Origin of the sequence: Okeania sp. SIO2B3 (genome assembly GCF_010672525.1) — a bacterium.
In the GTDB taxonomy this organism is placed as follows: Bacteria; Cyanobacteriota; Cyanobacteriia; order Cyanobacteriales; family Microcoleaceae; genus Okeania.
Window position 1 is genome coordinate 22,630 of the sequence record NZ_JAAHGH010000028.1, and the last position, 25,269, is coordinate 47,898.

23 protein-coding genes are annotated in these 25,269 nt (G+C 38.3%); 10 read left to right on the forward strand and 13 right to left on the reverse strand.

Features of this window, described 5'->3' with window-relative positions; all coding sequences use genetic code 11:
* Nucleotides 1-414: 414 nt before the first annotated feature.
* The gene (locus tag F6K15_RS19365; protein WP_293063348.1) at nt 415-993 is read left to right on the forward strand and encodes a TIGR04376 family protein; all 579 of its coding nucleotides are present in this window, start codon (nt 415-417) and stop codon (nt 991-993) included.
* Between the two features lie 290 nt (nt 994-1,283).
* Here F6K15_RS19365 and F6K15_RS19370 read toward each other — a convergent pair whose 3' ends face one another.
* Both F6K15_RS19370 and F6K15_RS19375 read right to left on the reverse strand, forming a co-directional pair.
* A complete protein-coding gene (locus tag F6K15_RS19370; RefSeq protein ID WP_293063349.1) occupies nt 1,284-1,451 on the reverse strand; it encodes a hypothetical protein in 168 nt (55 codons plus the stop codon).
* 9 nt (nt 1,452-1,460) lie between these two features.
* On the reverse strand, nt 1,461-3,035 hold the full coding sequence (locus tag F6K15_RS19375; protein ID WP_293063423.1) for a peptide ligase PGM1-related protein: 1,575 nt from the start codon (nt 3,033-3,035) through the stop codon (nt 1,461-1,463).
* An 853-nt stretch (nt 3,036-3,888) separates the two neighbouring features.
* On the opposite strand from F6K15_RS19375, the gene F6K15_RS19380 reads away from it, so the two are divergent.
* From F6K15_RS19380 to folP, 3 genes are all read left to right on the forward strand, one after another.
* Nucleotides 3,889-4,074 (forward strand): PCP reductase family protein, encoded by a 186-nt coding sequence (locus tag F6K15_RS19380; protein ID WP_293063350.1) that lies wholly within the window; start codon nt 3,889-3,891, stop codon nt 4,072-4,074.
* 306 nt (nt 4,075-4,380) lie between these two features.
* The gene (tpiA, locus tag F6K15_RS19385; RefSeq protein ID WP_293063351.1) at nt 4,381-5,106 is read left to right on the forward strand and encodes a triose-phosphate isomerase; all 726 of its coding nucleotides are present in this window, start codon (nt 4,381-4,383) and stop codon (nt 5,104-5,106) included.
* Between the two features lie 795 nt (nt 5,107-5,901).
* A complete protein-coding gene (folP, locus tag F6K15_RS19390) occupies nt 5,902-6,762 on the forward strand; it encodes a dihydropteroate synthase (RefSeq protein WP_293063352.1) in 861 nt (286 codons plus the stop codon).
* Nucleotides 6,763-6,818: 56 nt separating this feature from the next.
* On the opposite strand, the gene F6K15_RS19395 is transcribed toward folP, so the two are convergent.
* Complete coding sequence (locus F6K15_RS19395; protein ID WP_293063353.1) at nt 6,819-7,043, reverse strand: hypothetical protein; 225 nt, start codon at nt 7,041-7,043, stop codon at nt 6,819-6,821.
* Between F6K15_RS19395 and F6K15_RS19400 the strand changes: the two genes are divergently transcribed.
* A complete protein-coding gene (locus F6K15_RS19400) occupies nt 7,044-8,069 on the forward strand; it encodes an ABC transporter permease (protein WP_293063354.1) in 1,026 nt (341 codons plus the stop codon).
* 234 nt (nt 8,070-8,303) lie between these two features.
* Here F6K15_RS19400 and F6K15_RS19405 read toward each other — a convergent pair whose 3' ends face one another.
* Nucleotides 8,304-9,149, reverse strand: coding sequence for a hypothetical protein (locus F6K15_RS19405; protein WP_293063356.1), 846 nt, complete (start codon nt 9,147-9,149; stop codon nt 8,304-8,306).
* Between the two features lie 381 nt (nt 9,150-9,530).
* Entirely contained in the window at nt 9,531-10,415 is an 885-nt protein-coding gene (locus F6K15_RS19410) for a 4-hydroxybenzoate solanesyltransferase (protein WP_293063358.1), read from the reverse strand.
* A 269-nt stretch (nt 10,416-10,684) separates the two neighbouring features.
* Between F6K15_RS19410 and F6K15_RS19415 the strand changes: the two genes are divergently transcribed.
* Entirely contained in the window at nt 10,685-12,319 is a 1,635-nt protein-coding gene (locus tag F6K15_RS19415) for a Ppx/GppA phosphatase family protein (protein ID WP_293063360.1), read from the forward strand.
* Between the two features lie 1,077 nt (nt 12,320-13,396).
* Here F6K15_RS19415 and F6K15_RS19420 read toward each other — a convergent pair.
* Complete coding sequence (locus F6K15_RS19420; RefSeq protein ID WP_293063362.1) at nt 13,397-14,719, reverse strand: four-carbon acid sugar kinase family protein; 1,323 nt, start codon at nt 14,717-14,719, stop codon at nt 13,397-13,399.
* An 80-nt stretch (nt 14,720-14,799) separates the two neighbouring features.
* Complete coding sequence (locus tag F6K15_RS19425) at nt 14,800-15,357, reverse strand: Uma2 family endonuclease (RefSeq protein WP_293063364.1); 558 nt, start codon at nt 15,355-15,357, stop codon at nt 14,800-14,802.
* Between the two features lie 267 nt (nt 15,358-15,624).
* On the opposite strand from F6K15_RS19425, the gene F6K15_RS19430 reads away from it, so the two are divergent.
* On the forward strand, nt 15,625-15,750 hold the full coding sequence (locus F6K15_RS19430; RefSeq protein ID WP_293063366.1) for a hypothetical protein: 126 nt from the start codon (nt 15,625-15,627) through the stop codon (nt 15,748-15,750).
* A 169-nt stretch (nt 15,751-15,919) separates the two neighbouring features.
* On the opposite strand, the gene F6K15_RS19435 is transcribed toward F6K15_RS19430, so the two are convergent.
* On the reverse strand, nt 15,920-16,291 hold the full coding sequence (locus F6K15_RS19435) for a hypothetical protein (protein ID WP_293063368.1): 372 nt from the start codon (nt 16,289-16,291) through the stop codon (nt 15,920-15,922).
* A gap of 2 nt (nt 16,292-16,293) precedes the next feature.
* A complete protein-coding gene (locus F6K15_RS19440) occupies nt 16,294-16,464 on the reverse strand; it encodes a hypothetical protein (RefSeq protein ID WP_293063370.1) in 171 nt (56 codons plus the stop codon).
* Nucleotides 16,465-16,806: 342 nt separating this feature from the next.
* On the opposite strand from F6K15_RS19440, the gene F6K15_RS19445 reads away from it, so the two are divergent.
* From F6K15_RS19445 to F6K15_RS19455, 3 genes are read left to right on the forward strand one after another with little or no spacing between them, the layout of a single operon-like run.
* Nucleotides 16,807-17,226 (forward strand): XisH family protein, encoded by a 420-nt coding sequence (locus F6K15_RS19445; RefSeq protein WP_293063372.1) that lies wholly within the window; start codon nt 16,807-16,809, stop codon nt 17,224-17,226.
* Entirely contained in the window at nt 17,214-17,546 is a 333-nt protein-coding gene (locus F6K15_RS19450) for a XisI protein (RefSeq protein WP_293063374.1), read from the forward strand. The genes F6K15_RS19445 and F6K15_RS19450 overlap by 13 nt, the downstream gene beginning before the upstream one ends.
* Nucleotides 17,547-17,570: 24 nt before the next feature.
* The gene (locus F6K15_RS19455; RefSeq protein WP_293063375.1) at nt 17,571-18,671 is read left to right on the forward strand and encodes a tetratricopeptide repeat protein; all 1,101 of its coding nucleotides are present in this window, start codon (nt 17,571-17,573) and stop codon (nt 18,669-18,671) included.
* 49 nt (nt 18,672-18,720) lie between these two features.
* Here F6K15_RS19455 and F6K15_RS19460 read toward each other — a convergent pair whose 3' ends face one another.
* The 4 genes from F6K15_RS19460 to F6K15_RS19475 all read right to left on the reverse strand — a co-directional run bounded on the left by F6K15_RS19460 (nt 18,721) and on the right by F6K15_RS19475 (nt 25,269).
* Nucleotides 18,721-19,770, reverse strand: coding sequence for a sulfotransferase family protein (locus tag F6K15_RS19460; protein ID WP_293063376.1), 1,050 nt, complete (start codon nt 19,768-19,770; stop codon nt 18,721-18,723).
* A gap of 352 nt (nt 19,771-20,122) precedes the next feature.
* Nucleotides 20,123-21,310 carry a glycosyltransferase gene (locus F6K15_RS19465; RefSeq protein ID WP_293063378.1) on the reverse strand — a complete coding sequence of 396 codons (1,188 nt, stop codon included), beginning with the start codon at nt 21,308-21,310 and terminating at the stop codon, nt 20,123-20,125.
* The gene (locus F6K15_RS19470) at nt 21,307-24,042 is read right to left on the reverse strand and encodes a glycosyltransferase family 2 protein (RefSeq protein WP_293063380.1); all 2,736 of its coding nucleotides are present in this window, start codon (nt 24,040-24,042) and stop codon (nt 21,307-21,309) included. Before F6K15_RS19470 ends, F6K15_RS19465 begins: the two co-directional genes overlap by 4 nt.
* A 39-nt stretch (nt 24,043-24,081) precedes the next feature.
* A complete protein-coding gene (locus F6K15_RS19475; RefSeq protein WP_293063382.1) occupies nt 24,082-25,269 on the reverse strand; it encodes an NAD-dependent epimerase/dehydratase family protein in 1,188 nt (395 codons plus the stop codon).

The window sequence follows — 25,269 nt, forward strand, 5'->3', positions numbered from 1 at the left end:
GCTCATGTGTGGGAAAAATATTTCCCTGTATTACGGTTTCCGATCGCCATAAGTCCTAATCAACCCATTCTTTGCTATATAAGCTATCAAGTTAAATAGACATCTGGTGGTAATAAAAAATCAAATCAACTATCGTACAGAAATTATCAATTCTTTCCCCCTACTCTGTACGGACGTTGCATGCAACGTCCCTACTCCTCTCTTTTGGTGGAGATGTCTAATTTTCCACTGCCTAATCCTCCTAATTTTATATCATCTTGACCAAAAAATCAGGTCTCAAGCCTCTGACTTTCCTAGGTCATGCTGCGCAAATAGGCAGAGAGATGTACTGATAACTGTTAACGTTTGCGCAGCATTCCGATAGGAAAGTTCCTCCGATAGGAGGCTAACTGATAACTGATAACTGAAATAACTATGGGTTTATTTGACGATTTCAGCGAATTTCTAGAAAATAGGCTTGAAGAGTTTCTGCGGAATAATCCTCATCTAGAACTCCAAGCACTCGAAGAGCAACTACGCAAACAAGAAGAAGACACCTTGCGTCTGATAGCGCAACTCCAGCGCCAAGAAAAAAAATTAGAGCAAGATATTCTTTCAACAGCACAAGAAGTAAAGCGTTGGCATAACCGAGTAGAAAAAGCACGAACAGCTAATAGACCCGATCTAGCTCAGGCGGCTCAAGAAAGGGAAGCATTTTTTTTACGCCAAGGTAACCAACAGTGGGGACAGATGCAAGGATGTAAGCAGCGCATCCAACAAGCTAAAGAACTCTATCGTCAAATTAAACAACGTCGGGAGGAAGTACGAGCAAAAGCTGTTCAAGCTGAAGCAAACCGTTATGTTGCTAGGAATGAAAGACGCTGGGAAACCGATGGCTGGAATCAAACCAATTCCTATAATTTTGCTAATTCATTAGACCCTTTAGAAGCACAGTTTAAAAGTTTGGAAACAGATGAAGAATTAGAAAAAATGAAGCGGGATATGGGAAAGTAGTAGTTTGATACTAAGCTCAATTTACCGAAAAATTGGGGTATGGGGGTATGCGCCTCGCCCATAAGCGGGGGACTTTTAGATCGTTTTTGATTGATATAGATATGTGATAATACGGCTTTGTTGCCGAGGAGCACGCCTCCTGCGGAGGAGCTGTGAATTGCGGAAACTGTAAATTGATGCGGAGGGGAGCGTAACCCACCCCCATCCCCTCCCGGGAGGGGAGCAAGAGGGGTGGGTGCAGTACATGATATTATAAGTATTCAACTGGGACATGAGCTTAGAAGAGAACGCTATTTGTTGTCAAGCGATCGCTCATTTAGCATAAATTGGTAGTCTTGCTCGCGTAATGGTATACAGAAAAAAGGAATACCAGGTACGGGAGCAAGATGCTCCCACTCCCTTGCCTCGTAACAAAAATAATGACAATGCACAACCAATGAAAATGCACCACCACCCATAAATTTTCTCTAGAAAGAACTAAACCCGAAATGCTGAACACCAAACTTACTGGAAGTTTGACAAGAAATATCTAGGTTCTTAACAACTTTTTGATAAATTTCCTCCGCTTGTTCAGGAGAGTTACCAATACTTGTTAAACCTAATTTGCCAAATTGTGATAAACAACCCATCATGTGAAATACAGTTCCTGTCTCAGTACAACTATCAAAATGTAATTGATTAAAGGCAATAATATCCATCAAATCATTAGGTAATAAACCCCGATAAGAACTTTTTTGTAAATTATCAGTAGCTTTGTAAAATTTTGCCCGTCCCTGCTGACTATAAAATAAAGCAGTAGTACGATCGTAATGTCCATTTGTTAATAATTTTAATGTCATAAATGGATGAGTTGTACCACCACGACGCAAGTTAATTTCAATGGCAGATAAATCCCATTTTGGGGTAGCATTTTCACCTCGATATACAGCAATAAAATCCACACCAAATCTATCTAAAGCACCTTTTTCCGCTAAATTTTTTCCCACTTTCATACCTAATTCTTGTAACTGTAATCGGTAAGCTTCATCAGCAGGAAAACGACAACCAAGAAAAATTTGTCCATCAGGTCCGCCTAAAATTTGGTCATGGGTAGAAATAATTTCAACTTTTCCTTTGGGATTAATCAGACCTTGTACGCTTGGCGATCGCTTCACATCTCCTTCTATAAAAGCTTCTGCCATCACTCCTAACTCAAAAATGCGCTGACTAAAATTTTCCCAAGTTTCATCACCAGACTGAAAGCGCAGTGTGCCAAAACTCTCGCGTATTGCTGTCACTTTGTCACTGTTCACTTCTGTGTGCAATGGTTGTAAGTCCAACAACGCATTACCTTCGCCTGAAAATCCCTCATTCAACTTAATCACAATTCGTTGTAGGTGAGGTTGACGCTCCCATAACTGCGCTGTTACTAATGCCAAATCATCAACATTCCAAACTAACTCACTCCCATCAGGATGAGATATATTACATTCAGTAAATATCTGCCTGCTGCCACTTTTAGTCCCCCAACAATTCAAATCTGGGTCTGATGCTAACAGAGGAATACCTAACTGCAGGGATAGCTCTCGCTCAAGTGAAGTGGAGTTATAACAAACCATGTAGGACTTATCCCGGCGCAATGCTAGACGAATACGCTCAATGAGACGGGGACGTTCTAAAATTTTTTCTGTTAGAGGTCTTGCAGAAGTATCATAGGTGGCAAATAGGAGTAGTCGCTCGCGAGCGTGAGAAAATGGGATTCCTGGTAATAGTTGTAAGTAATAGTCAATGATGCTCGGATGCAGAGGTTCGGAAGTAATGTAAATTAGTCTAGTTCTGGGGTTACGCAGACGAATCAAAGAAAATAGATATCGTTCTTCATAATTGTGATTGCCCTCTATCTTTTGCAACTCCCGTTGGTCGAGTGTGACAGAAGGAATAATCAAAATATCGGAGTCACCATGGTCACATAAATCTATACTTTCCCAGCGATCGCGTAAAGAATTTTGTAGTTCTCGAAATCTTGAGGCTTGTTTTGCTTCATAAATATGTAGTTTTGTCATCATATTTATACATTATTCTTACGTTTTGTATCACTATAGTAACATGGAAAATCAATTAACCTATGGTGTGCGATCGCATTCTCATGCTCAAATTATTCTGTACTTAGGTCGCAATTTCTCTAGATCAAGTCTGATATAAATGCTCAAGCTCGCTCAGGGATTATTTTTGAATTTTGAGTTTTGAATTGCGCGTAGCGCTGTACCTCACCATCTTAAAAAGTGCTGTAAATTTTATATTTCCTGTTCCCGAAAATTTTCGGGAAAATTTTCCTGATAGTGAGTGTAGGATTTCTGATAATACAAAGTTAATTTAAAATGGACTAATAAGGCGTTGGTAAATTAGGGTATGATATTAATCTTAATTATTTAGGAGTCAGTCCTCAGTCCTCAGCAGTCAGAAGGAAAGAAAGAAGAAGAAAGAGTAGTAGAGGGAGAAAGTTTTTTGTTTGCGCTCTTATCCGGACAAGACATCATACCTCAAATCACCAACATCACTAATAAAACTAATAAAGTAATATAGCATTTCTCAACTTACCGAAGTACAGTTATTTTTCTTATTTTCTCACAGGAGTGCACTACCAGGTGCGTCTGTCACCGACGCGGGGTCGCACCGCTATTCCCTGTTTCCAGAATTACTGCTCTGTAGGAAGGTTGCATGCAACTTCCTACGAGCGTTAACAATAGTTATGCGAAGCTAACGGCCGCCGTTACAAGCCCCTACTCCCGCCCAACAAACGAATTTTGTACTTCACACTTCTTGGGAATTGCTATATTAGTCCTAATTAAGAGGACTTTCCTTAATTAGCTAGAGATTTTAATCCCTAGCAGATAAACCTATGCTGCAAGATTTAATATGACTGATTCTAATTTTAATCACGAATTACAATGGACACCAGAAGCTCAAATTAAATTAAAAAATATTCCCTATTTTGTGCGAACTCAGGCCAGAAAGCGAATTGAAGATTTGGCCAGAGAAGCAGAGCAAGAAGTCGTCACAGCAGAAATAGTTGAGCAAGCTCGGTTAGAATTTGGCCAGTAGAATAACAATGAATAATTAATAATGAATAATTAATAATTCCTTTGTTGCAAGATTTAAAATGAATGATTCTAATTTTAATAACGAATTACAATGGACGCCAGAAGCTCAGATTAAACTAAAAAACATTCCCTATTTTGTGCCATTTCCCGGCGGGGTGGCGCGACCCAATGCTGTTTGATAACACTATCCCTATCAACACAGTTGTGATGAGGAAAACAATTATTCTTTGAAGTCTAGAAAAAGGACTCATAAAGCCTTAGACTGGAGTGTTGCAGATAGTCAAGTTTGAGGTCTACAAAATCAACAGTGAGAAAAATTATAATTGCTGGGAACTGGAAAATGTACAAAACCCAGGCAGAAGCTAAAGAGTTTCTCCAGGGTTTAATGTCTCAACTCACAGAAATCCCTGAAAAACGTGAAGTAGTTCTTTGCACTCCCTTTACTGCACTAGATTTTATGACAAAAAATTTGCATGGGAGTCGCATCAAGTTGGGTGCCCAAAATGTTCATTGGGAAGAGGAGGGAGCATATACAGGAGAAATTTCTGGCCCAATGCTGAAGGAAATTGGAGTTAGTTATGTAATTGTTGGCCACAGTGAGCGTCGTCAATATTTTGGTGAAACTGATGAAACAGTTAATTTGCGCTTAAAAGCTGCTCAGAGGAATGGTTTAACCCCTATTCTCTGTGTGGGAGAATCTAAGGAGCAAAGAGCTGCTCATGAAACAGAATCACATATCTTTTCTCAGTTGGCCACAGATTTAATTGATGTGGATCAGGAAAATCTAGTAATTGCCTATGAACCTATCTGGGCAATTGGTACTGGCGATACTTGTGAAGCTACAGAAGCTAACCGTGTTATTGGTTTAATTCGTAGTAAGTTAACTAATTCTAATGTCACTATTCAATATGGTGGGTCTGTTAAACCTAATAATGTTGATGAAATTATGGCTCAACCAGAAATTGATGGTGCTTTAGTTGGGGGAGCAAGTTTAATGCCAGATAGTTTTTCTCGTCTGATTAACTATCAATAATTTCAGGATTGTTGATGATTAATTAGACTTCTTTGAGAAACTAAAAAAGGGAGGAAAAAAGAGTATGTTGCAGCAAAATAGAAATATAAATTTACTAATTTCCTAAACAATTTGCACTATAACATAACTATAAATTGGTGGCAATAATTATGGAGAATCAAGCCTTACTATCATCTATAGATTTGGTTTAATTATTCGACCTAGTTTTTGCTCTACTAACAGTTATAGTTGAAATTTTTTTCTTCCCTTTTGCTTAAATTATCCTAAAATAAATTCTCATAAATTATCTAACTCTTACTGCATTAATCTTTTATTTTGCTGGTTTAATAGCCCACCTTCAATAATGAATAATTAATAATTAAATTATTCTGGTTTAAAGCCTCCCTTTTTAAGGAAAAAAAAGCGGTTGAGGGATGGCGAGGTCCCCTCGCCATATCCAATCAACCAAGAGAAGAAATAATATTTCCTTATCTTCAATTCCGTAACGGTTTTAACCAGAGGTAATTATCAATTATCCATTATCCATTATCCATTAATGAACCCTCCTTTAAAACGGATAGGATTGACTAATCATGAAAATTTCTCTTCTGTTGGTCGATTGGATATGGTGAGGAAAACTCGCCATCCCTTGACCGCTTTTATCCCCTTAAAAGATGAGGCTTTCAATCACAATTTTTAGGTAAATGAGAGTGGTGAAAATTGCTTGGGGTGATAAGACAGGAAGTGTCCGGTCGTTGACTATCTATAAGAAATTTTTCCTTCTCCCTTCTGTCTTCTTGAATAAGAATAATTGAAATGCACAATTACTATCAAAATTTTGCTTGGGGAAAACGTACCTATATTATGGGTATTTTGAATGTAACGCCAGATAGTTTTAGTGATGGTGGTGATTTTAATACATTAGAAACATCTTTAAGACAAGCAAAAAAAATGGTAGAATCTGGTGCCGATATGATTGATATTGGCGGTCAATCTACTCGACCTGGGGCTGAAGTTGTCTCTCTGGATGAGGAAATTAATCGGGTTTTACCAATAATCAAGTTATTAAGAAATCAGCAAAATATTTGTGCTGAAATTCCAATTTCTGTTGATACAACTAGGGCAGTAGTTGCACAAAAAGCTGTGGAGGTTGGTGCTAATTTAATTAATGATATTTCTGGGGGGACTTATGACTCAGATATGTTTTCCGTGGTGGCTGCTCTTAAAGTACCCATTGTATTAATGCATATTCGGGGTACGCCAAAAACAATGCAAAAATTGACAGATTATCAAGATTTAATTGGGGAAATATATCAATTTTTAGAGAGTCGAATAGAGGCGGCTATAACCGCAGGAATTGAACGGAATAAAATTATTATTGACCCTGGTATTGGTTTTGCCAAAAACTACGAACAAAATTTAGAAATTATCCGCAATTTATCAAAATTTAGAAGTTTAAATTGTCCGATTTTAGTAGGGTTATCTCGTAAAAGTTTTATTGGTAAAATTTTAAATCAACCTGATGCTAAACAAAGAGTTTGGGGAACTGCTGCTGGTTGTGTGGCAGCGATCGCTGAATCTGTAGATATTTTACGAGTTCACGATGTGAAAGAAATGTCTGAAGTTTGTCGAGTTGCTGATGTTATTTTTAGGAAGGAAGAAGAAGGGTTAAAATAATTCAGGAGTCAGGAAGAATAAGAGTAGAAATTATTTTTTTATCTTGGGTTTATACCTCACCCTCTACATGGTGTTGAATTGGTTGGGGTTTGAGTTCCCATCCATTTTTTCTTCCTTCTTCCTTCTTCCTTCTTCCTTCTTCTGCTTGGGGTTTGAGTTCCCATCCATTTTTTCTTCCTTCTTCCTTCTTCCTTCTTCTGCTTGGGGTTTGAGTTCCCATCCATTTTTTTCTTCCTTCTTCCTTCTTCCTTCTTCCTTCTTCCTTCTTCCTTCTTTAACAAATGTCTCGCTCTAAAGCCCTATATTCTTATATATTAATACGTTTGCTATTAGCCCCACTTATGTTATGGACGATTAGCACATTAGTTTTCTTGTTATTAAGAGCAACACCGGGAGACCCCGTAGATGCTATTCTTGGACCAAAAGTATCAACTGCAACGAAAGAAGCTCTGCGAGTAGAACTTGGTTTAGATGGCTCACTACTAGAACAGTATCTTAATTATCTAGGAAAATTACTCAGTTTTGACCTTGGTACATCAATGACCACTCGCGGGGAGTCAGTCTGGCAAATTATTCAAAATTATTTTCCTGCCACTGTAGAATTAGCAGTATTTAGTATGGCGATCGCTCTAATTGTTGGTATTACTGTTGGTTCTATTGCTGCTTCTCACCCTGATACCAAGTTAGATATTGGTGGGCGTTTATTTGGAATTATTACTTATGCAGTTCCACCTTTCTGGGCTGGGATGATTTTACAATTAATTTTTGCAGTACAGTTAAAATGGTTTCCTTTAGGTACTCGTTTTCCTATTACTGAAAACCCGCCTCCAACTATTACAGGTTTATACACAATTGATAGTATTTTTAGTGGTAATATAAATCATTTTTTCACCTCTATATATTATTTAGCTTTGCCGAGTTTAACATTAGGAATTTTGCTGAGTGGTATTTTTGAAAGAATAGTCAGAATTAATCTCAAACAAACATTAAAATCTGATTATGTAGAAGCTGCTAGAGCTAGAGGTATTCCTGAATTAAGAATATTATTTGCTCATGCTTTCAAAAATGCCATGATTCCAGTAATTACAATTTTAGGATTAACTTTTGCTGCTTTATTAGGAGGAGCAATATTAACCGAAGTAACTTTTTCTTGGCCTGGTTTAGCGAATAGATTATATGAGGCAATTAGTTCGCGAGATTATCCTACAGTACAGGGAATTGTTGTATTTTTTGCCGGAATTGTTGTGGTAGTTAGTATTTTTATTGATATTTTAAATGCTTATATCGATCCAAGAATTAGGTACTAATCGAAAGTCAAAAGTCAAAAGTCAAAAGTCAAAAGTCAAAAATTAAGATTTTATCAGCTCAAAACTTTGATGATACAGTAATTTCAGGTTTGATATAACTGATAAAGTTTTAGTGGGACTTAAACAACTTCTCTATAAATACCCTAGTTAACGGTTATGTCAGTTAATTATTGAGGATGAATCAATAGAAATTCCTCCAATTAATGGAGGTGTATTGGTGTATTTTAATGATTTTTAGCAGGGTTTTTCTATCCCTTTCTTTATAGATTTTGAAGGTTTCAGTTGACGTTTTAGGGTTGAAGCTGCGCCGAGTGTACCAAGGAACAGAAGAGATAATGTTGAGGTGGATTCGGGTGTTGTAGCAACAACATAACCTTCAATAGTTCCTGGATCGCAATTATTATTATTGCTATTCAATGTTAGAAAAGATAGTTGGCTAAGTTCCATAGTTAGAGAACATTGCAAAGGCGAACCTGCTGGTGGTCGCACCATTGTATCTTGATAATCCAAATTTTGAAACTTCAAAATTGGTTCGCCAAAAAAAGTAAGAGTATAGAAGCCTAAACTATCTATCGTTCCATTATTAGGAAAATATTCTACATCTTGATGAAAATCAAAAATACTTAAAATTGAATTAGTGACAATGCTAGCTTCTAAATCACTTTCCATGGCGGTTCTTGAATCTACAGTTTCGCTAAAATTATAAGATCCTGAAGATTCCCAATTAGAAGAGCCTATAGTTCCTATAGAACTATATGTTCCTATATCGTTAATATTGTTAAATGTTCCGGTGAAGTCAATATTAACAGACATATCTAAGTAGTCACCAGTCATATTGAGAGACCATCCAACTTCATTAAAATCTCCTGAAAAAGTTAATTTATCTTTGGAGATACCAAGTGCTTGAGTGAGCATAGCATGACTTCCAAGAGCAGTTGAGGCTAGCATCTCAAGATTTTTCTCGGCAGATGTAAGAGTAACTGATTTGGCAGATTCAATGCTTGTCAAGCTCAAAGTCACAAGAGTAGCAGTAACTAGAGCAAATTTATTACATTTTTTATTCAGAGAAAGAAAGCTCATAAATTAACCAGTATCTAATTGATATAACAATATTACACTTCTCACAAGATTTAGATTGCTCATTTTTCTGTTCACTTTTCTGTTCACTTTTCTATTTTCTGTTCACTTTTCTGTTCACTTTTCTATTCCCGATGTAAAATTGCCACTATTTCTGTGGCCTGAGTCATCTAAAATTAAACTAAATCCTCTAGTTATTCTTAATTTTATAGCAATAAGTAATTATCATATTTTTATAATAATCAGGACTTACGCAAAGGCACTATGTATAGGGTCTATAACTATTGTCCAATAGTTTTTATCACTATATATAGCGTATCTGCGTAAGTCCTAATAATGTAAAATCTTAACTTCCTTCTTCCTTCTTCCCTCTTCCTTCTTCACTTAAAATATTAACCCCGTAATCATACCAGCCAATAATATAAAACCAATCCAAACATTTTGTCTAAATATCTGACCGTAGGGTTTTAAAACTTCTTCTTGCCGTAATTTTCCATATTGAATAAACCAGAAAACTGTAGCAATACCAAGAGCTATCCAAAAGCCAAAATGTAGCTCCATTTCTATTCCTAATACTCCCAATAAAACGGCAGTCAAAAAGAAAAATATAGCTACAGCATTAGCTGCATATTCACCAAAAAATAGAGCGCTCGAATTAACCCCTAAAAGTCGGTCATCTTCCCGATCGCTCATTGCATAAACCGTATCAAAACCCAAAGTCCAAACAATAGTAGCGCCCCACAATATCCAGGTAGCAGTGTCCAACTCAGCTACTGCAGCACTCCAACTAATTAATACGGCAAAACCCCAAGCAATAGATAATACTAACTGAGGTACTGGAAAAAATCGCTTGGCCAGGGGATAACAAATAATCACCGGAATTGCTGCTACGGATAGCCAAAAACTGAGTCGGTTGAGATAAAGTGCTATAACTCCAGCACAGGCAAAAGCAATAATGGCAATGACAATACCCGTTTGAATAGTCAAAGCACGGGACGCCAGGGGGCGATCGCGAGTTCTCTCCACTTCTGGGTCAATATCCCGGTCCCACAAATCGTTAATTACACAACCTGCTGCACTGGTGGCCAGAGTCCCGACAATAATTACTCCAACTAATGGTAAGGGTGGCATTGCATGAGTAGCCAAAAATATAGCCCATAGGGCAGGAATCATTAAAATGAAGCGTCCGGCAGGTTTATCCCATCTCAGAAGCTTGATTACTTTGATCAAAGTTGATTCTGATTGAGGAGGTTGATAAGATTGGGTCATTTCAGTTATCAGTTATCAATTATCAGTTATTGTTATTAGTTAGCCTCCATCGGAGGAACTTTCCTACGCAAATGCTACGCAAACATTAATAATACCTCTAGTTTTAGCCAGAAGTTTGAAATACTGAAGTTTATTCTTTCATTACCTTAAATAATGGTATTTTGTCAAGGGTTAAAGGCCAGATTACTGATTTTCAATCATAATGACACAGATGATATTTTTTAATCTAAAATTTAGGCAACTTGTAAATTTAAACACATTTATAAAATATGGTTACATCTGTTCCTTTAGTAAAAATACCCTCGATCTCGGACAACCGAGAACAGATATTGGCAGCAATAGATATGGGTACTAACTCTCTACATTTAGTAGTAGTGAAAATAGACCCCACTTTACCTGCTTTTACAATTATTGACCGAGACAAAGAAACAGTAAGACTGGGAGACTGTGAAACAAATGGTAATTTGAAAGCAGAAGTCATGGATAGAGCGATCGCTACCTTAGACCGCTTCCAAAAAATTGCTAAAAGTGCCAATGCCGAGCAAATTATTACTGTCGCTACCAGTGCTGTACGAGAAGCACCCAATGGCACAACATTTCTGAATAAAATTGCTGATGAGTTAGACCTGTATGTTAACTTAATTTCTGGTCAAGAAGAAGCGCGCCGAATTTATCTAGGAGTGCTTTCCGCAATGGAATTTAACAACAAACCCCATGTCATTATTGATATTGGTGGGGGTTCCACAGAGTTAATATTAGGTGACGGTAATGCAGCGCGGACTTTAAGCAGTACAAAGGTAGGTGCAGTACGTTTGACCAAAGAATTTGTCACTACTGACCCCATTAGCAAAATAGAATTTGCCTATCTGCGAGCTTACATTAGGGGTTTATTGGAACGTCCGACAGAGGAGTTATTAGCTAATATCCAGAAAGGTGAAAGACCAAAGTTAGTGGGTACTTCTGGCACCATTGAAGCATTGGCGACTATTCATGCTTATGAAAAATTCGGGAATGCACCGACTTCCCTAGCAGGTTATCAGTTTAGTTTAGCTGAGTTGGAAGGGTTAGTTAATAAGTTGAAAAAAATGTCAGTTTCCGATCGGGAAGATATACCGGGAATGTCACAAAGGCGATCGGAAATTATTTTGGCAGGTGCTTTAGTATTACAAGAGGCAATGAGTTTATTGGGAATGGAGTCAATAACTGTTTGCGAACGTAGTTTGCGGGAGGGAGTAATAGTTGACTGGATGTTGAATCATAGTTTGATATACGACCGCCTCCGTTTCCAAAGTTCCATTCGTCAGCGTAATACTCTAAAAATTGCTCAAAAATACCAAGTAAATTTGGAATGTAGCGAGCGGGTTGCTTCTTGGGCGTTACATTTATTTGACCAAACTCAAGGAGTGCTACATGAGTGGGGGAATGATGAACGAGAGTTATTATGGGCAGCCGGAATTTTGCATAACTGTGGTTTATATGTGAGTCATGCATCCCACCATAAACATTCTTATTATTTAATTAGGAATGGAGAATTATTGGGTTATAGCGAAATTGAGATTGAAGTAATTGCTAATTTGGCTCGCTATCACCGCAAAAGTTTACCGAAGAAAAAGCACGAAAATTATCAAAATTTACCCAAAAAATATCAACAGATGGTATCTCAGTTGAGTGCCTTGTTGAGGTTGGCGATCGCTTTAGACCGACGACAAAAGGGAGCGATCGCTAATGTCAAATGTCAGTTAAATCAAAATAAACAGGAATTTTATATGTGGTTACAACCAGCTCACCCTGAAGATGACTGTGCTTTGGAGTTATGGAATTTAGACTATAAGAAGGAGGCGTTTGAAGAAGAATTTGCTTTGAAGTTGATAGCAAAGTTGGAACCTATGATGGCATCTGTATAGTTTTAGGTAAGCTTGATATAGCAATGAGCGCTGGTATATTTACAAATTACAGGAGGGGCAAAATAGCTAAAAGTCTTATATTATCTGTTTTTTTATTCCCCTCCTGGGAGGGGTTAGGGGTGGGTTGCCTGTTGCCTGTTGCCTGTTGCCTGTTGCCTGCGCACAGCGCTATATTTTTGATAGTAGAGGCGTTTGGTCGAATGTCTCTATGAAGAAGGAAGAAGGAAGAAGCAATAAGGAAGAATATTATGAAAAGAAAGAATAATTTTTTTGATAATTAGCACGCCAGTTATTTTGTTTAGGACTTACGCAGATACGCTATATATAGTACTCATAACTATTGTCCAATAGTTACTGGACTCTATACACAGTGTCTTTGCGTAAGTCCTGTTGTTAATTAGGGTTTGCTGATTAAATATCAAAGCACTGACAGATATTGGCTTCAGCCTTTTTTGGTCTAAAAAAGTGCGCCTGTTTTCGGTCTAAAAAGCTCATGCATGCTAGTATTTTGGGATGATTATGGCAGAAAAATCACTCTTACAATTTTTACGACTATCTCCTCTATAATTTCCATTTATCCTGTATCCTGTCTTCCCCTCCCCTCCTGGGAGGGGCTCGCGGGTAGGTTGTCTCCTTGTCTCCTGTCTCCTACCCCTAACACTCATACTTTATTCAGCAAGCCCTAATTATTCTGATGTTTACCGAAAAATTGGGTTTAAAGCCTCGCCCTTGTAGGGAGACTTTTTATTTTAGCATGCAAGCGAATTGAATATATGCTACAGTGTTATTAGTTGCCGGAGGGCACGCCTCCTCCGGAGGAGCTACGAATTGCGGAAACTCGTGCGCTGACCTGGAGGGAAGCGTAACCCACCCCCATCCCCTCCCGGGAGGGGAGCAAGAGGGGTGGGTGCAGCACCCTGTGTTAGCGACAGCTCTGCGCAAGCATTGCATAAACCCGCCGAGGAGCTACGGTTCAGTAGGAACCCCCGCGCCTAAAGGCACGGGGAGGATGTCAATTCGGGTTTGCTTATGGCAGTCTTATGGGTGAGGATAGGAGTCAACCCACCCCCAGAAAAACTATCGACTCAAACGCTGATAAACTGTCGCCAAACCATCCACATCCCCAACATTACCCGGAAATAAAACAACAGGTAACTCAGGAAATTGAGGATGCTCTGCGGGAGTCCGCACCATCGAACAACCAGCTAACACCTGACCCAATAACCTAGCAGTAGTTAAAGCCAAACCTTTACTCAGAGTATCATTAGAAGTAATCCCACCTTTACTTATCAAAAATCCAATATCCTCCGGCAAACCCCGAACAATATCCATCAATAACTCAGAAACTGCCACACCAAACTCCAAACGCACCTGCACATTTTCAAAAGTCAACTCCTCACGACTGGTATAAACCACAGGTGTTTTCCCTTCTGCATGAACAGCATGAACTTTTTCGAGAATATTCTTGAGTAAAGTTGTTCTCTGTTCCCCAGACTCCTCAACTAAATGAGACACATTTACTTCTACACCCACTACATCAGACTCTTGTAATAACCTTTCCAACTGTTGGGTAGATTTCTTAACATGAGAACCCACAATAATTACACCTGGTTTCCCACTCCTGACATACTGCCTCATTTCCTCAGCAGCTATAGGTTGATTTCCCAAAGCAGCTAAAGAAGTTAAAATACTTGCAGCACTCCGCAACAGAAACTTTTTACCTTGACTAGCTGCTGCCAACAAATCATTAGCAAACTTGTCTAAGTCGCCTTGAGTTTCACCATCCACAACCCCACATTGGTTATTAGTCAATTTCATTAAACGTTCTAAACTACCAGAGCGAATATCATCAAGTGTAAATCTTTCTACAGCTTCAGCTTTGATTTTACCTGTGGTTTTTTCTTCCACATAATCAGGTAAATAACTGTAGGTATAGCCAAATACCGAATCTTTAGCAAATTCTGTTTCGTGAACTGGGGTTTCTACACCATTAACCATCAAATAGTGGATGCTGTTGCGGGTGACTCTCCCACCTTCAAAAAATGCTGGAACTAGGAAATGAGCATCAAATGGACCAAGTTCGGCTGCTATGACATCTGTTTCTATGGGATAATGACCCCGTAGAGTAGAGTCGGAACGACTGACGACTAAAAAATCTTGGATATTTGATTGAGCGATCGCTTCGGTCAAGTTATGTGTAACTTCTCGTGTCACATTAGCTGCTTGGTCTGGGGTCAGAGCACGAGTATTGGAGAGAATAAAAAATATGGGAGATTCATCAAGTAATCCTAACTTAAGGGTTTCTACATCCCACTTAGTCAGAAGTAGACAACTATGAACAGTTTGGGAACCTGTTGGGTCATCATCTAGTACAATAATTTTTGGTTGGCTGGTAGTCATGTTTTTTTTGCTCATTATCTATAGAAGTTTATACCGAGATTATTACGAAGTCAAAAGTCACTAGAATCAATAGCAGGATATCAAGGCAAAAGCATTTTTGTAATGGATAAAGAAACTGATGGAAAATTCAAGGGATTAATTACTTCACTATCGGACAAAACAGTTTCAGATTGATAACCTCCTGGTGTAGGATGACGATATATATAAGCTTGGCGTTGGACTACATCTAAAACCCAATATTCCGGAATATTTGCTCCAGCATAGATAAGTGTTTTTTCTTGCCGATCTATTCTCAAGGTAGTATCGGAAATTTCAATTAAAAAGAATATTTCCTGTGGACTAGGGTGGCGAACGCCATAAGCTTTGGGATCGATATGAACTACTGCAATATCCGGTTCTGGTTCAGAATTTGATAATGTAACTGGTAACTGCATCCTAATATGAGCTTGCTGAGTTAATTGAGACTTTAAATAATCTGATGTCCGTTGAGTTGTTGCAGTATGAGGAGCACGTTGGGGATTCGTTTTGATGATACGACCTTCTAATAGTTCGACGCGGGATTCTGGTGTCAGAATACCACAATCTATCATTTGATGATACTCTGCTACTGTCCACAAATGAATTTTGCTTGTTGTCATTAGTTTAATTTCCTGTTTTTGATAATTTCTATAATTACTTCAAGACTTTAATCTCCCCTACTCCCCTGCTCCCCTACTGCCAACTAAGTAACTGAGAGTTAAGTTTAATGGTGAAAATCCTATTATTATTGATTTTAGCTGAAATTTTATGGCTAGAATTAGATTGTGTTGTTTAATTTTTAACTTTTTTGCAGGTAAGAGTTTCTTTGGCTGAGATGAAAAAGGAATTTTTGGGGTAGAATAATGTAGATTTATGGTTGGGTTGTTATGGGTAATGAGGGTATGAGTGCTGGTCAGTTGTTGAAGCAGGCTAATCAGTTGAAGAGAGCGGGGAGGTTGGATGAGGCGATCGCGGAGCAAGTTCGGCAGTTACATTGCTCTTTAGTTGTGTAGGTGCAAGATATTGATTGAGAATCTTTACCAAAATAATATGGGTCTAAAACCCTGCCTTTTAAGGCCAAATATTTTTGGAGAGTTGCTTAAATCCCCTACTTCCCCTCCCCTCCTGGGAGGGGTGGGTTAACTTCTGTACGGGCGAATGGCCATTCGCCCCTACTGACTTCTAACTTCTGACTTCGTCAAGGCTGACTCTTGATAGGGGTTCTAAGGGAGAAATGATGGGATCGAAGCGACAATAACACAGGATTATTGCTTTTTTAGAGCTATCGTCGCCACCAGGAAGGTACTCTTCTAGTCTACTTATTACCCAGTCTCCTTCTCTAACGTGGGTGGAACTTCCAGGGAATTTGGGGTCGATGAATTCTTCTACTTGCAAAAATTGTCTGAGGCGATCGCCTATTTTAGGTTTTGCTCCTGTGCTGGTGTAGTCCCATTGTTCGTCTAGAATGTCTGTTAAGCCACCCATTGGTAGTTTGCGATTTTCCCATCCGGGTTGATCTGGTTCAGCAATAAAGATTATCCATGTTTCACTCATTTTTATTTTTCCTCCGTGAAAGTTGTTTGTTCACCTTCAAAAATACAATCGACTTTGAGTATTTTGTCTTTTGTTGCTTCTATTCTAATGAGTTTCCACCCGTTCAACTTTGCCATTTTTTTACATTGTTCTTTATTGGTGGCAGAGTGACGATTTTCCTCTTTTTTAGTCATGTATAGAGCTAATTTTTTTTATTAGCCTTCTATTATATAGCATTTTCAAATTTTAGTAGATTAAAAATAATAGAAGTTAAAGACTATGCCCTATTCTCTATTCCTGAAATAAGAAAGTTTCTTTGACTTAGATGAAAAAGGAATTTTTGGGGTAGAATAATGTTTTTGAGTAGATTTATGGTTGGGTTGTTATGGGTAATGAGGGTATGAGTGCTGGCCAGTTGTTGAAGCAGGCTAATAGGTTGAAGAGGTTTTAACTGGTTTATATTTTGTTACATAGTGAGGTTTATTTGTGCCTACTTACTTAATTCTCAGATTAATAATAGTTTTAATTTTAGTTCTATGCCAGCCAAAGACATTTTTCATAATGCTATTAAATCAGCTTTAATCAAAGATGGTTGGCAAATTACTGACGATCCTCTATTTATTAAGGCCAGTACCAGAATATCTCTGTATATTGATATTGGTGGTAAACGAGCTATTGGAGCAGAAAAAGAAGGGAAAAAAATAGCAGTAGAAATAAAAAGTTTTTTGGGAATGTCGCCTTTGGCAGAATTTCATACAGCCCTTGGTCAATTTCTTAACTATGTGTTAGCTTTAAGGATAAATCAGCCTGAACGAGTTTTGTATTTGGCAATTACTGAAGATACTTATAGAGATTTTTTTAGCGACCCCTTTATTCAACTTTCTGTAAGTACTTATCAAGTTAAACTACTAATTTTTAATCCGTCAGAAGAGATAATTGTTTTATGGAGCGATTAAATTATCAAGAAATTGTTTCCCAAATAGTTAAAGAACACTATCAATATCATAGTCAGGATTCAGAATATGAAACACAACTGATTTTAGATTCAGAAAGAAATCACTACCTTTTAATTTCTTGGCGTTGGCAAGATGAAAAACGAGATTATGGCTGCCCTATTCATGTTGATATTAAAGATAACAAAATTTGGATTCAGCAAGATTTTACTGAGCCAGGAATTGCTCAACAATTATTAGATTTAGGTGTGCCTAAGTCTGATATTGTTTTGGCTTTTCGCTCCCCTTATGTGCGACAGTTTTCGGATTTTTCTGTAAATTAATGATAAATTCAAAGTCAAATAATCATGGGTAATGAGGGTATGAGTGCTGGCCAGTTGTTGAAGCAAGCTAATCAGTTGAAGAGAGCGGGGAGGTTGGATGAGGCGATCGCTCTTTACCATCAGCTTATTGAAATTAATCCTAATTTTGCTTGGGCATATAATAATTTGGGTGATGCTTTTGTTAAGCAGGGAAACTTTGATGAGGCTGCTGTTGAGTATCAAAAGGCGATTGAAATTAATCCTAATTCTGCTTGGTTTAATATAAATTTAGGTCGTTTGTTTATTGAGCAAGGTTGTTTTGAAGAGGCTATAGGTTATTTTAGGCAAGCGGTTCAAAGCAAGCATAATTTGTTATGTGAATTGAATGGTAAGCATGAAGAATGTGCTTCAAATCTCTCTGCACTAACTGTAAATAATGAGCTTTTCCCAGAGAATTTATACTTTCGAGAGGAAACCGACTCTCAATGGCAGTTTGGTGACTTGGATAACCTGGCAAAGTTAACTCCTGAAACATTACGAAACCAGCCGGAAAGATCTAAAGTTGCCGTTTTTGTGGCGATCGCTCACCTTTACCAAGGGGATATTCAGGCAGCACGACATTGCATTGGTCTTGCACGAGATTGGGGTTTGAGCCAACAAAGTATCAGTCAAATAATTGTTTCTGGCTTACATAAGTGGTTTGCTTGTTCTGCTACATTTACTGGCGTTCGTAACTTTTGGTACATTGGGGACTGGGAAGCTCTAGTTCAGTTGGACAAGGCCGATCTGTTTCAGCGTCCCGAACGTGCTAAACTAGCTCTGTTAGTTGCTGCAGGTTATCAACAACTGGGGAATATAAATGCTTTACGACGCTGCACAGATTTAGCCCTAGAATGGGGTTGCAGCAATGGTCTAGTTTATCGAGTTTTGACTTCTGGTATATATAATCTGTTTGGACGGGGAGCTGCTGTTGCCCGTCGGTACAAGGTGTCTTTAAAGTATTTTAAATCGGCTTTTGCGGTTATGGAAATTGCAGATAATCTCCAGGGAACTTTGCTGAAGTCGCGAATCAAAATGCAAATTGGACAAATACCTTCTCTTAATAATCAAAGGGTTATCAATTTAGTGTTAAACTCAGACAAATAAGAATGTCTATTTAGTAAGGTGAAAGAGTCGGTTTACTACTTCGTGGCTTTCAGAGGCGATCGTGGGTAGGATTTTGTAGATATAGTTCCTGGAGATGATTAAGTGCTTTATCAGCACGCAGGATTTCTTTTTCCATTTCTGATAATCGCTGATTTTCCCGTTCGAGTTCTCCAATGCGTTTTTGTAGTTTAGGGATTTCGGCTTGTTTTTCTTTGGCAGTCTGAAGCTGTTCTCTGAGGTTGGCAACGCGGGCAATGTTTTCTTGGGCGATTAAATACCATCCTTTGAACCCGTCCATTGCTTGGCGACATTCTTTGACGACAGCCATGAGGCTGGTGCGATCGAAGTCTGCTCCTCGGCAATCTTTGAGGACATCATAGAGTTTGAGTACATATTGATTTTGGATTTGATAATCTTCATGTACTGAGCGGTTTAAATTGGGTTTAATGACCTGACCAAGAACTTCCTTCACATCCCCAGTAAAATATTGGTCTAGTCCCGTGTAGGACAAAATCTCCTCAGCTATTTTGGTCGGCTCACTGAACCAGTCTTCGTAGTGGACAATGAAACAATCAGCGCCACTATGGTGCAGCGCATCAATGGTGCGAGTTAGCCATGCTAGCTCAGATATATGTTCAGACTCGTTATACTGCCTGGAAAAAGACAAAACTATAGGACTTGGATTGCGCATAGCCAAGATAAAAATCGGCTTAACTTTTAAAGGATTAAATAATCTAAACCACAAAGGAAGAAAGGCATTTGTTAGAGTATCTTTGAATCCCCAAATATTAGTAGCAGAATCAAACCGTTGACTTAGTATTCGACTTAACTTAAATCTAGCCTCGTTTACTGAATTGGTATTCATCCATTCCTCCGGTAAAGGCAAATAAGCATGAGTACCTAATTCACGTAATAAATTGCGATGTATATTTACAATATCCGCATCTTCAAAAAGACCTTCTGGATTGCTGACATTTGCCGGGATCAAATTTTCCGAAACGCTCATGCCTATTGATTCTAAGACTTGCATCAATAGTGAGGTTCCCGATCTACCAGAACCTAGTACAACAATAACACGCTTTGTTTTTGTTTCTTGCATATTTATTTTAAATGTATGTAATTAAAGTTAAGTAGAAATTTTGAACTATGCTTTTTAATGCAACCCCAAGACCTGAATGCTTACGAATTTACATTCTCACAATATCAAATCATGCTAGGGGGTAGTTGTTTTCATCAAATTCTTCTAGCAATGGGGATAACACCTCTTCCAGATGGGTAGCAATGACCTTAGTACTTCAGAGTTGGGATGTCCATCCAGGCTATTCGCAAAGAACAAACGCTCCGGTTGTTTTGACAGCACCTCTATCATATCGGTTTAGCGAACATTATGTTCGCTAAACAAAGCTTTCAGCTCCTTCTTGTGTAAATTACTTATTATCTCATACTATCGTTCACTTCCTCCAAGTTTTATACGTTGCATTTGGCATACGCATACATTCAAAAGGGAGGTATGGTGTAATCACATCGACTGAAATATCAAACTTATTCAAACTGCTGAGTAAACGACGGATGCGATCATTGCGACGTATATCTTTAACCGCTATCAACAAACATTTGGTTGCACTTGGTTTCGCTTCTTGCAGATACTCTAAAAATTTTTTTTCTTCTGACTCCCAACAAAAAATTTTAGATGCATTATTAACAGACTTCTTTAAAAAAACCATATCTCTAATTGTTAAAATTAAAGTTTCTTTTATAGATTCAGGTGTTGTTTTGGGGATGACTTTTCCAACATTATAGCGTTTAATAAACTCAGCAATTTCAGTACCATCAAAGCCTAAAACAGGTACTTTGGCTGCAACCGCATCAAAAATTCTATTGGGTAAAGAGTGCTTATGGTTATCAATTACTGGTTCTAGTAAACATAGGGCAATATCAGCTTCTCGTGTGATAGGAAGAACTAGATCTGGATCAAGCATATCTGTGATAAAAAAGCGGTAGGACACCTGCAACTGCTCGGCTAAAAGAATCACATTATCATACAATTCCGGCACTACGTCGCCGAGTACGATCAGCTTAAATCTTTCATCCAACAGCGGTAAAGTGGATACCATTAATTCTACTCCACAATTACTATATGCTCTATTTGAATATAGTAGTATTATATCATCACTAGACAAGTTATACTTTTGTCTTAGATAAGAACCCTTTTCTAGTTCGACATACTCTCTACAATTGCGAAGCAACTCCATAGGTACATTACAACCAAGATTCCGCATTATATCTATTTGACCTTGACTCGATGCAAAAATGTAGTCAAAATGATTGGCAACATTGGCAGCATAAAGTGATGTTAAATTGCATGATATTAAACTTTGAAAAGCCATCTCTCTTAGGCTAATTGATGTTCGTTCCTTAAAGATTGGATATTCAACGACATCAAGTATTTTTAAAGGATTACAAAAATGCTCAGATACATATAATCCTGCCAATCCAGAAGTGTATGTTTCATGAGCCAGAACAATATCATAATCGCACTCAAAATCAATATACTCTAGTGTTATTCGATAAGCATCCATGCCTTTTTTTAGGCGCGAAAAAAGCAAATCATTGCGTATCTCTTTGGAACTGTTCTTCATCTGCTAATTTTTCCAAGTGTTTCTTCTAATTTTTTGATTTGTTCTGATATTTCCCTAGTTTTCTTCTTTAATTCGTCCAAATTATCTGTTTTGACTGGAACAAGGATTTTTTTTCTGTTACTAAAAAGCTTTTTTAGATCGGGGGTACTTGACTGGCTTTTTATATGAGATAGTATCTTTAGTTGTCGCGACAAAAACTGATACTTTCTTTTATAAAATAAAAAGCTTAATTCAGGATTCCAATCTTTAGGTATTTTTCCCAACTCAACAGCTTTAATAAACTCAAAATCAAATAAGTGTTCTGATAGTTCTCGATCGCTAATTTCAGGATATATCTTGTTCATCAAGTCCAAAACAGTTTTTTGATAACAGCTAAAGCTCCAATCATACTTTTGGGCCACTACAGTTCTACCATTATCATCAATTAACATTTTGTTCCAATAATCTAGTCCAGCATCCTTGTTGGGATCTGATTCAATCTGCTGCAACCAGTTACTTTCTCGCGCCAATGAAATAATTGGCAAACAATTTTTTCGAGCTTTCGCTGATACTTGCAAATCACACATGGGAGTTGGATAAAAGTCATCAAAATCTAAATTTAGGGAATTAGTATGAAAAGCAAAAGTCCCAGTTCCGAGTAACGTAATAAAGCGGTCATGCTGAAGCCCATGAAGTGAGCTATAAACGGCTGTTCGCTCAAAATACCATTTCAATGGTTCTCCAAAAATTGAGCCATGAACGCAGACAGGAATTGCATCTTTATATTTTTTGAGAGTAGTTACCATCTTGTATGAATAATTCTCTGGATACAAGAAGTCATCATCTACTGAAAAGTAATAACCATCTTTTACTTCTGGCAAAAAAAAGAACTTTCCAGCAGCAGCTAAATCACCGTGATTCTTACTCCAGGCATAAGATACGTTATCCTGTCGAACACATTCTGGAACTTTTTGATGACCATTCAGATAAACATAAATATGATCGAACTGAGGTTTCAGGCATTCTAGCACTTGTGGCAATGTATTCAGTCTGCTCGGTATTGTCGCCATTCCAGCTATAATTTTTTCTCTTACTGGTGGTCTTCCAGTTTTTTTTGAATTATTTATCAAATTCATGTACTCAGTATTCTCATTGATGGTCAATGACTTACTGTGAAAAAAATCGTTCTTTGTTTTACTATTTTTAGTATGGATGGGATATTTTGTCTCAACACCAGTTATCTGGCTAGATGCTTCTTTTGCCTCATTTTTTTGATTTTTTTGCCTTTTTGAACTAGCATTCTCCACCTCTTGAGCTATAAATTTTTGAGTATAGCTGAAATGTCTAAGTAAATCATAAACTACTATATTCGCAGGTAACTTTTCCACTTTTTTGGGATCTGTTATAAATTGCTTGTGAGAAAGGAAAAATAAGCCTTTAATCAGTTTATGAAATGAATAATCCTGAATCTTCAGTTGGTCATTTTCTGTGTTAGATGCTATATATCCTAACTGTGAAGAACTCAGATGCTCTAAAAGTCCTGGCAAAACATCGCCTTCAAAAACAGCCTGTTCATTGAGAAACATAACTTGCTCGTACCGAGCAGTTTTGGCAATTTTACTTATAGGAGCTTGAGAAGACATAATTTCCGGTGGCAGTAACCGGATCAACACGCGAGGAATAAAAGGCTTAATAACAGACAGAGCTTCCTGGGGGTGAGCAGCAGGGATCAATATCTCCACAGGTTTATGGGTGTTATAACGTACAAAAGACCCTAAAAACTTCTTCACTGGGCGGATATCTTCCCCTGCTCGAACAATGATAGATACACCTTCTGTTGCTGCCTTGTCATTTTTGCTACTGACAGGCTCCACTGCTGAACCTTCAGGACGTAAAGAATACCATATTAGATACTCCTCAGACAAGAACCCAGCTAAAGGCGAGACCACCTTAATATATTTCTTAGCCAAAGTCTGTCGCGCTTTTTTAGCCTCCAGTTTCTCAGCACTGACAAAATCGTGATTAATAACTAATTTTGGCCAATAATATATTCCTCTGTTGGGAAACTTCTGCAAACAACGGCTCGTTAACTCCACACCTTCGTGCCCAAAAAGCAGAGGATCGAACCCCCCAACAGAGACAAACTCTTGTTTTTGAATCACCATATTCCCCTCAGTAATCAATACTGTGGGTAAAGGATAAACCCCCAAATCATAGTGCAACGGAGGCTGTGCTTTTGGTGGATTAACACTAGGAAGTATTCTACCCCTAATTGCCAAAAAATCGTGGTTTTCCATCGCTTCCCGTGCGTTGCTGACATACTCAGAATCCATCGTGGCATCGTCATCCAGAAAAATCAAGCGATCGCCCCTAGCAAAATGCCCCCCCACATTGCGCCCTTCAGAGGGCAACAAATTTATCGGAGAAGACACCCAAAGCATCGGAAAATCTGCTAGTTGCTGGCTAACCGCTTCATTCCCACCATTGTCTATGAGAATAACTTCAAACCCCGTATCAGTTTGCTTGAATACTGATTCTAGGCATTGCACCAAGGCTGTACCTGCGTTAAAGCTGACAATAATCACCGAACTATGAACCGACTTCTGTGACCTTTTATCCTGCTTAGGAAAACTGTCATAATCAACACTTTGCCGATACACAGCCATCTGTTCGCGAGCTTCCTCAAACCGCTCTTGGAGATATAACCTACGGGCTTCCTCAAAGATGGTAAATACGTTCTGATTTTGTGTCATTACCTCAAAACCCATTCCTGATGGGAAATAACTTTAGTATTACCAACGGATGCCACGAAAGATTACATCCTTGCGGATATTATCCTTGTAACGCTCCACCACCCGGAACATACCTTCCATCACCTCTTCAGTCAAGTAGTGAGGTTCAACGCCAATATTAACCAAACCTTGGTAAGTAGGATTGTAGTAATGTTCCTCAGACTCTTTGCGCGGGTTTTCAATGCTTTTAATCTCTACATCATAACCCAGTTTTGTACCTACCTTCTTAGTCAATTCAGCCAGTTGATTAACGCTGAAAGTTTCCATGATTTGGTTGAAGATACGAAGTTCCCCAGACTTTGCTGGCGTAAGTTCCGACTTGTGTACGCATTGCAGTGTATCTTTAATATTCAGATAACCCCGAATTTGCCCGCCCTTTCCATAGACAGTCAGAGGGTAACCAACAACAGCTTGGGTAATGAAACGATTGACCACTGTACCAAATACCTCATCATAATTGAAAAGAGTCTTCAGGCGATCGTCAATCACAGACTCCTCTGTTTCCAAACCATAAACCGGACCTTGCATAAGGTCTGTCACCCTTAGATTCCACATCCTCACCCCAAACCACAGCAAGTCCGTATCCATAATTTTTGTTGTGTGGTAGATAGATGATGCTTGTCTAGGGAAGAGAAATTTGTCTTTACGCCCTTTGTGTTCAATTTCCAGCCAGCCTTCCTCGATATCAATATTAGGAGTTCCATATTCTCCCATCGTTCCCAACTTAATAATGTGGGTACTAGGAGAATAATCACGCACTGCAAACATCAGGTTATTTGTAACCAGAAGATTATTTGAGATAGTTGTACTAGCGTACTTATAATTAATCAAAGAGTAGGGAGCAGATGGCTGCTCGGCATAATGGACAACTGTATCTGGGATACCAGTAAAGTTATTATTCACAGCCCATTGGTAGGAAACACTACCATCAAAAAATGCACGCATTTGATGGGGTTTAGTCAGATCGCCAATCACCACTTTTATTTCTTTGCCAGTTTTTTCATGCCAAATACTGGCTCTCTCCTGTAAGGTAGGCAAGCTATAAAGCATTCCTACATCTAATTCAGTGCAAGCATTGCGCCGGAAATAGTTATCCACTACGGTAACATCATAACCGCGTTGAGAAAAATACATAGCTGTAGGCCAGCCGAGATAGCCATCACCGCCGAGTATTAGGATATGTGCCAT

Excerpts from the sequence above, each read along its gene's own strand:
- F6K15_RS19405 (WP_293063356.1), bottom strand. The coding sequence starts at position 9,149 with ATGAGCTTTCTTTCTCTGAATAAAAAATGTAATAAATTTGCTCTAGTT.
- F6K15_RS19365 (WP_293063348.1), top strand. The coding sequence starts at position 415 with ATGGGTTTATTTGACGATTTCAGCGAATTTCTAGAAAATAGGCTTGAA.
- F6K15_RS19450 (WP_293063374.1), top strand. The coding sequence starts at position 17,214 with ATGGAGCGATTAAATTATCAAGAAATTGTTTCCCAAATAGTTAAAGAA.
- F6K15_RS19425 (WP_293063364.1), bottom strand. The coding sequence starts at position 15,357 with ATGACAACAAGCAAAATTCATTTGTGGACAGTAGCAGAGTATCATCAA.
- F6K15_RS19400 (WP_293063354.1), top strand. The coding sequence starts at position 7,044 with ATGTCTCGCTCTAAAGCCCTATATTCTTATATATTAATACGTTTGCTA.
- F6K15_RS19375 (WP_293063423.1), bottom strand. The coding sequence starts at position 3,035 with ATGACAAAACTACATATTTATGAAGCAAAACAAGCCTCAAGATTTCGA.
- F6K15_RS19445 (WP_293063372.1), top strand. The coding sequence starts at position 16,807 with ATGCCAGCCAAAGACATTTTTCATAATGCTATTAAATCAGCTTTAATC.
- F6K15_RS19440 (WP_293063370.1), bottom strand. The coding sequence starts at position 16,464 with ATGACTAAAAAAGAGGAAAATCGTCACTCTGCCACCAATAAAGAACAA.
- folP (WP_293063352.1), top strand. The coding sequence starts at position 5,902 with ATGCACAATTACTATCAAAATTTTGCTTGGGGAAAACGTACCTATATT.
- F6K15_RS19470 (WP_293063380.1), bottom strand. The coding sequence starts at position 24,042 with ATGACACAAAATCAGAACGTATTTACCATCTTTGAGGAAGCCCGTAGG.
- F6K15_RS19435 (WP_293063368.1), bottom strand. The coding sequence starts at position 16,291 with ATGAGTGAAACATGGATAATCTTTATTGCTGAACCAGATCAACCCGGA.
- F6K15_RS19475 (WP_293063382.1), bottom strand. The coding sequence starts at position 25,269 with ATGGCACATATCCTAATACTCGGCGGTGATGGCTATCTCGGCTGGCCT.
- F6K15_RS19370 (WP_293063349.1), bottom strand. The coding sequence starts at position 1,451 with ATGGGTGGTGGTGCATTTTCATTGGTTGTGCATTGTCATTATTTTTGT.
- F6K15_RS19465 (WP_293063378.1), bottom strand. The coding sequence starts at position 21,310 with ATGAAGAACAGTTCCAAAGAGATACGCAATGATTTGCTTTTTTCGCGC.
- F6K15_RS19460 (WP_293063376.1), bottom strand. The coding sequence starts at position 19,770 with ATGCAAGAAACAAAAACAAAGCGTGTTATTGTTGTACTAGGTTCTGGT.
- F6K15_RS19380 (WP_293063350.1), top strand. The coding sequence starts at position 3,889 with ATGACTGATTCTAATTTTAATCACGAATTACAATGGACACCAGAAGCT.
- F6K15_RS19420 (WP_293063362.1), bottom strand. The coding sequence starts at position 14,719 with ATGACTACCAGCCAACCAAAAATTATTGTACTAGATGATGACCCAACA.
- F6K15_RS19415 (WP_293063360.1), top strand. The coding sequence starts at position 10,685 with ATGGTTACATCTGTTCCTTTAGTAAAAATACCCTCGATCTCGGACAAC.
- F6K15_RS19455 (WP_293063375.1), top strand. The coding sequence starts at position 17,571 with ATGGGTAATGAGGGTATGAGTGCTGGCCAGTTGTTGAAGCAAGCTAAT.
- F6K15_RS19410 (WP_293063358.1), bottom strand. The coding sequence starts at position 10,415 with ATGACCCAATCTTATCAACCTCCTCAATCAGAATCAACTTTGATCAAA.
- F6K15_RS19430 (WP_293063366.1), top strand. The coding sequence starts at position 15,625 with ATGGGTAATGAGGGTATGAGTGCTGGTCAGTTGTTGAAGCAGGCTAAT.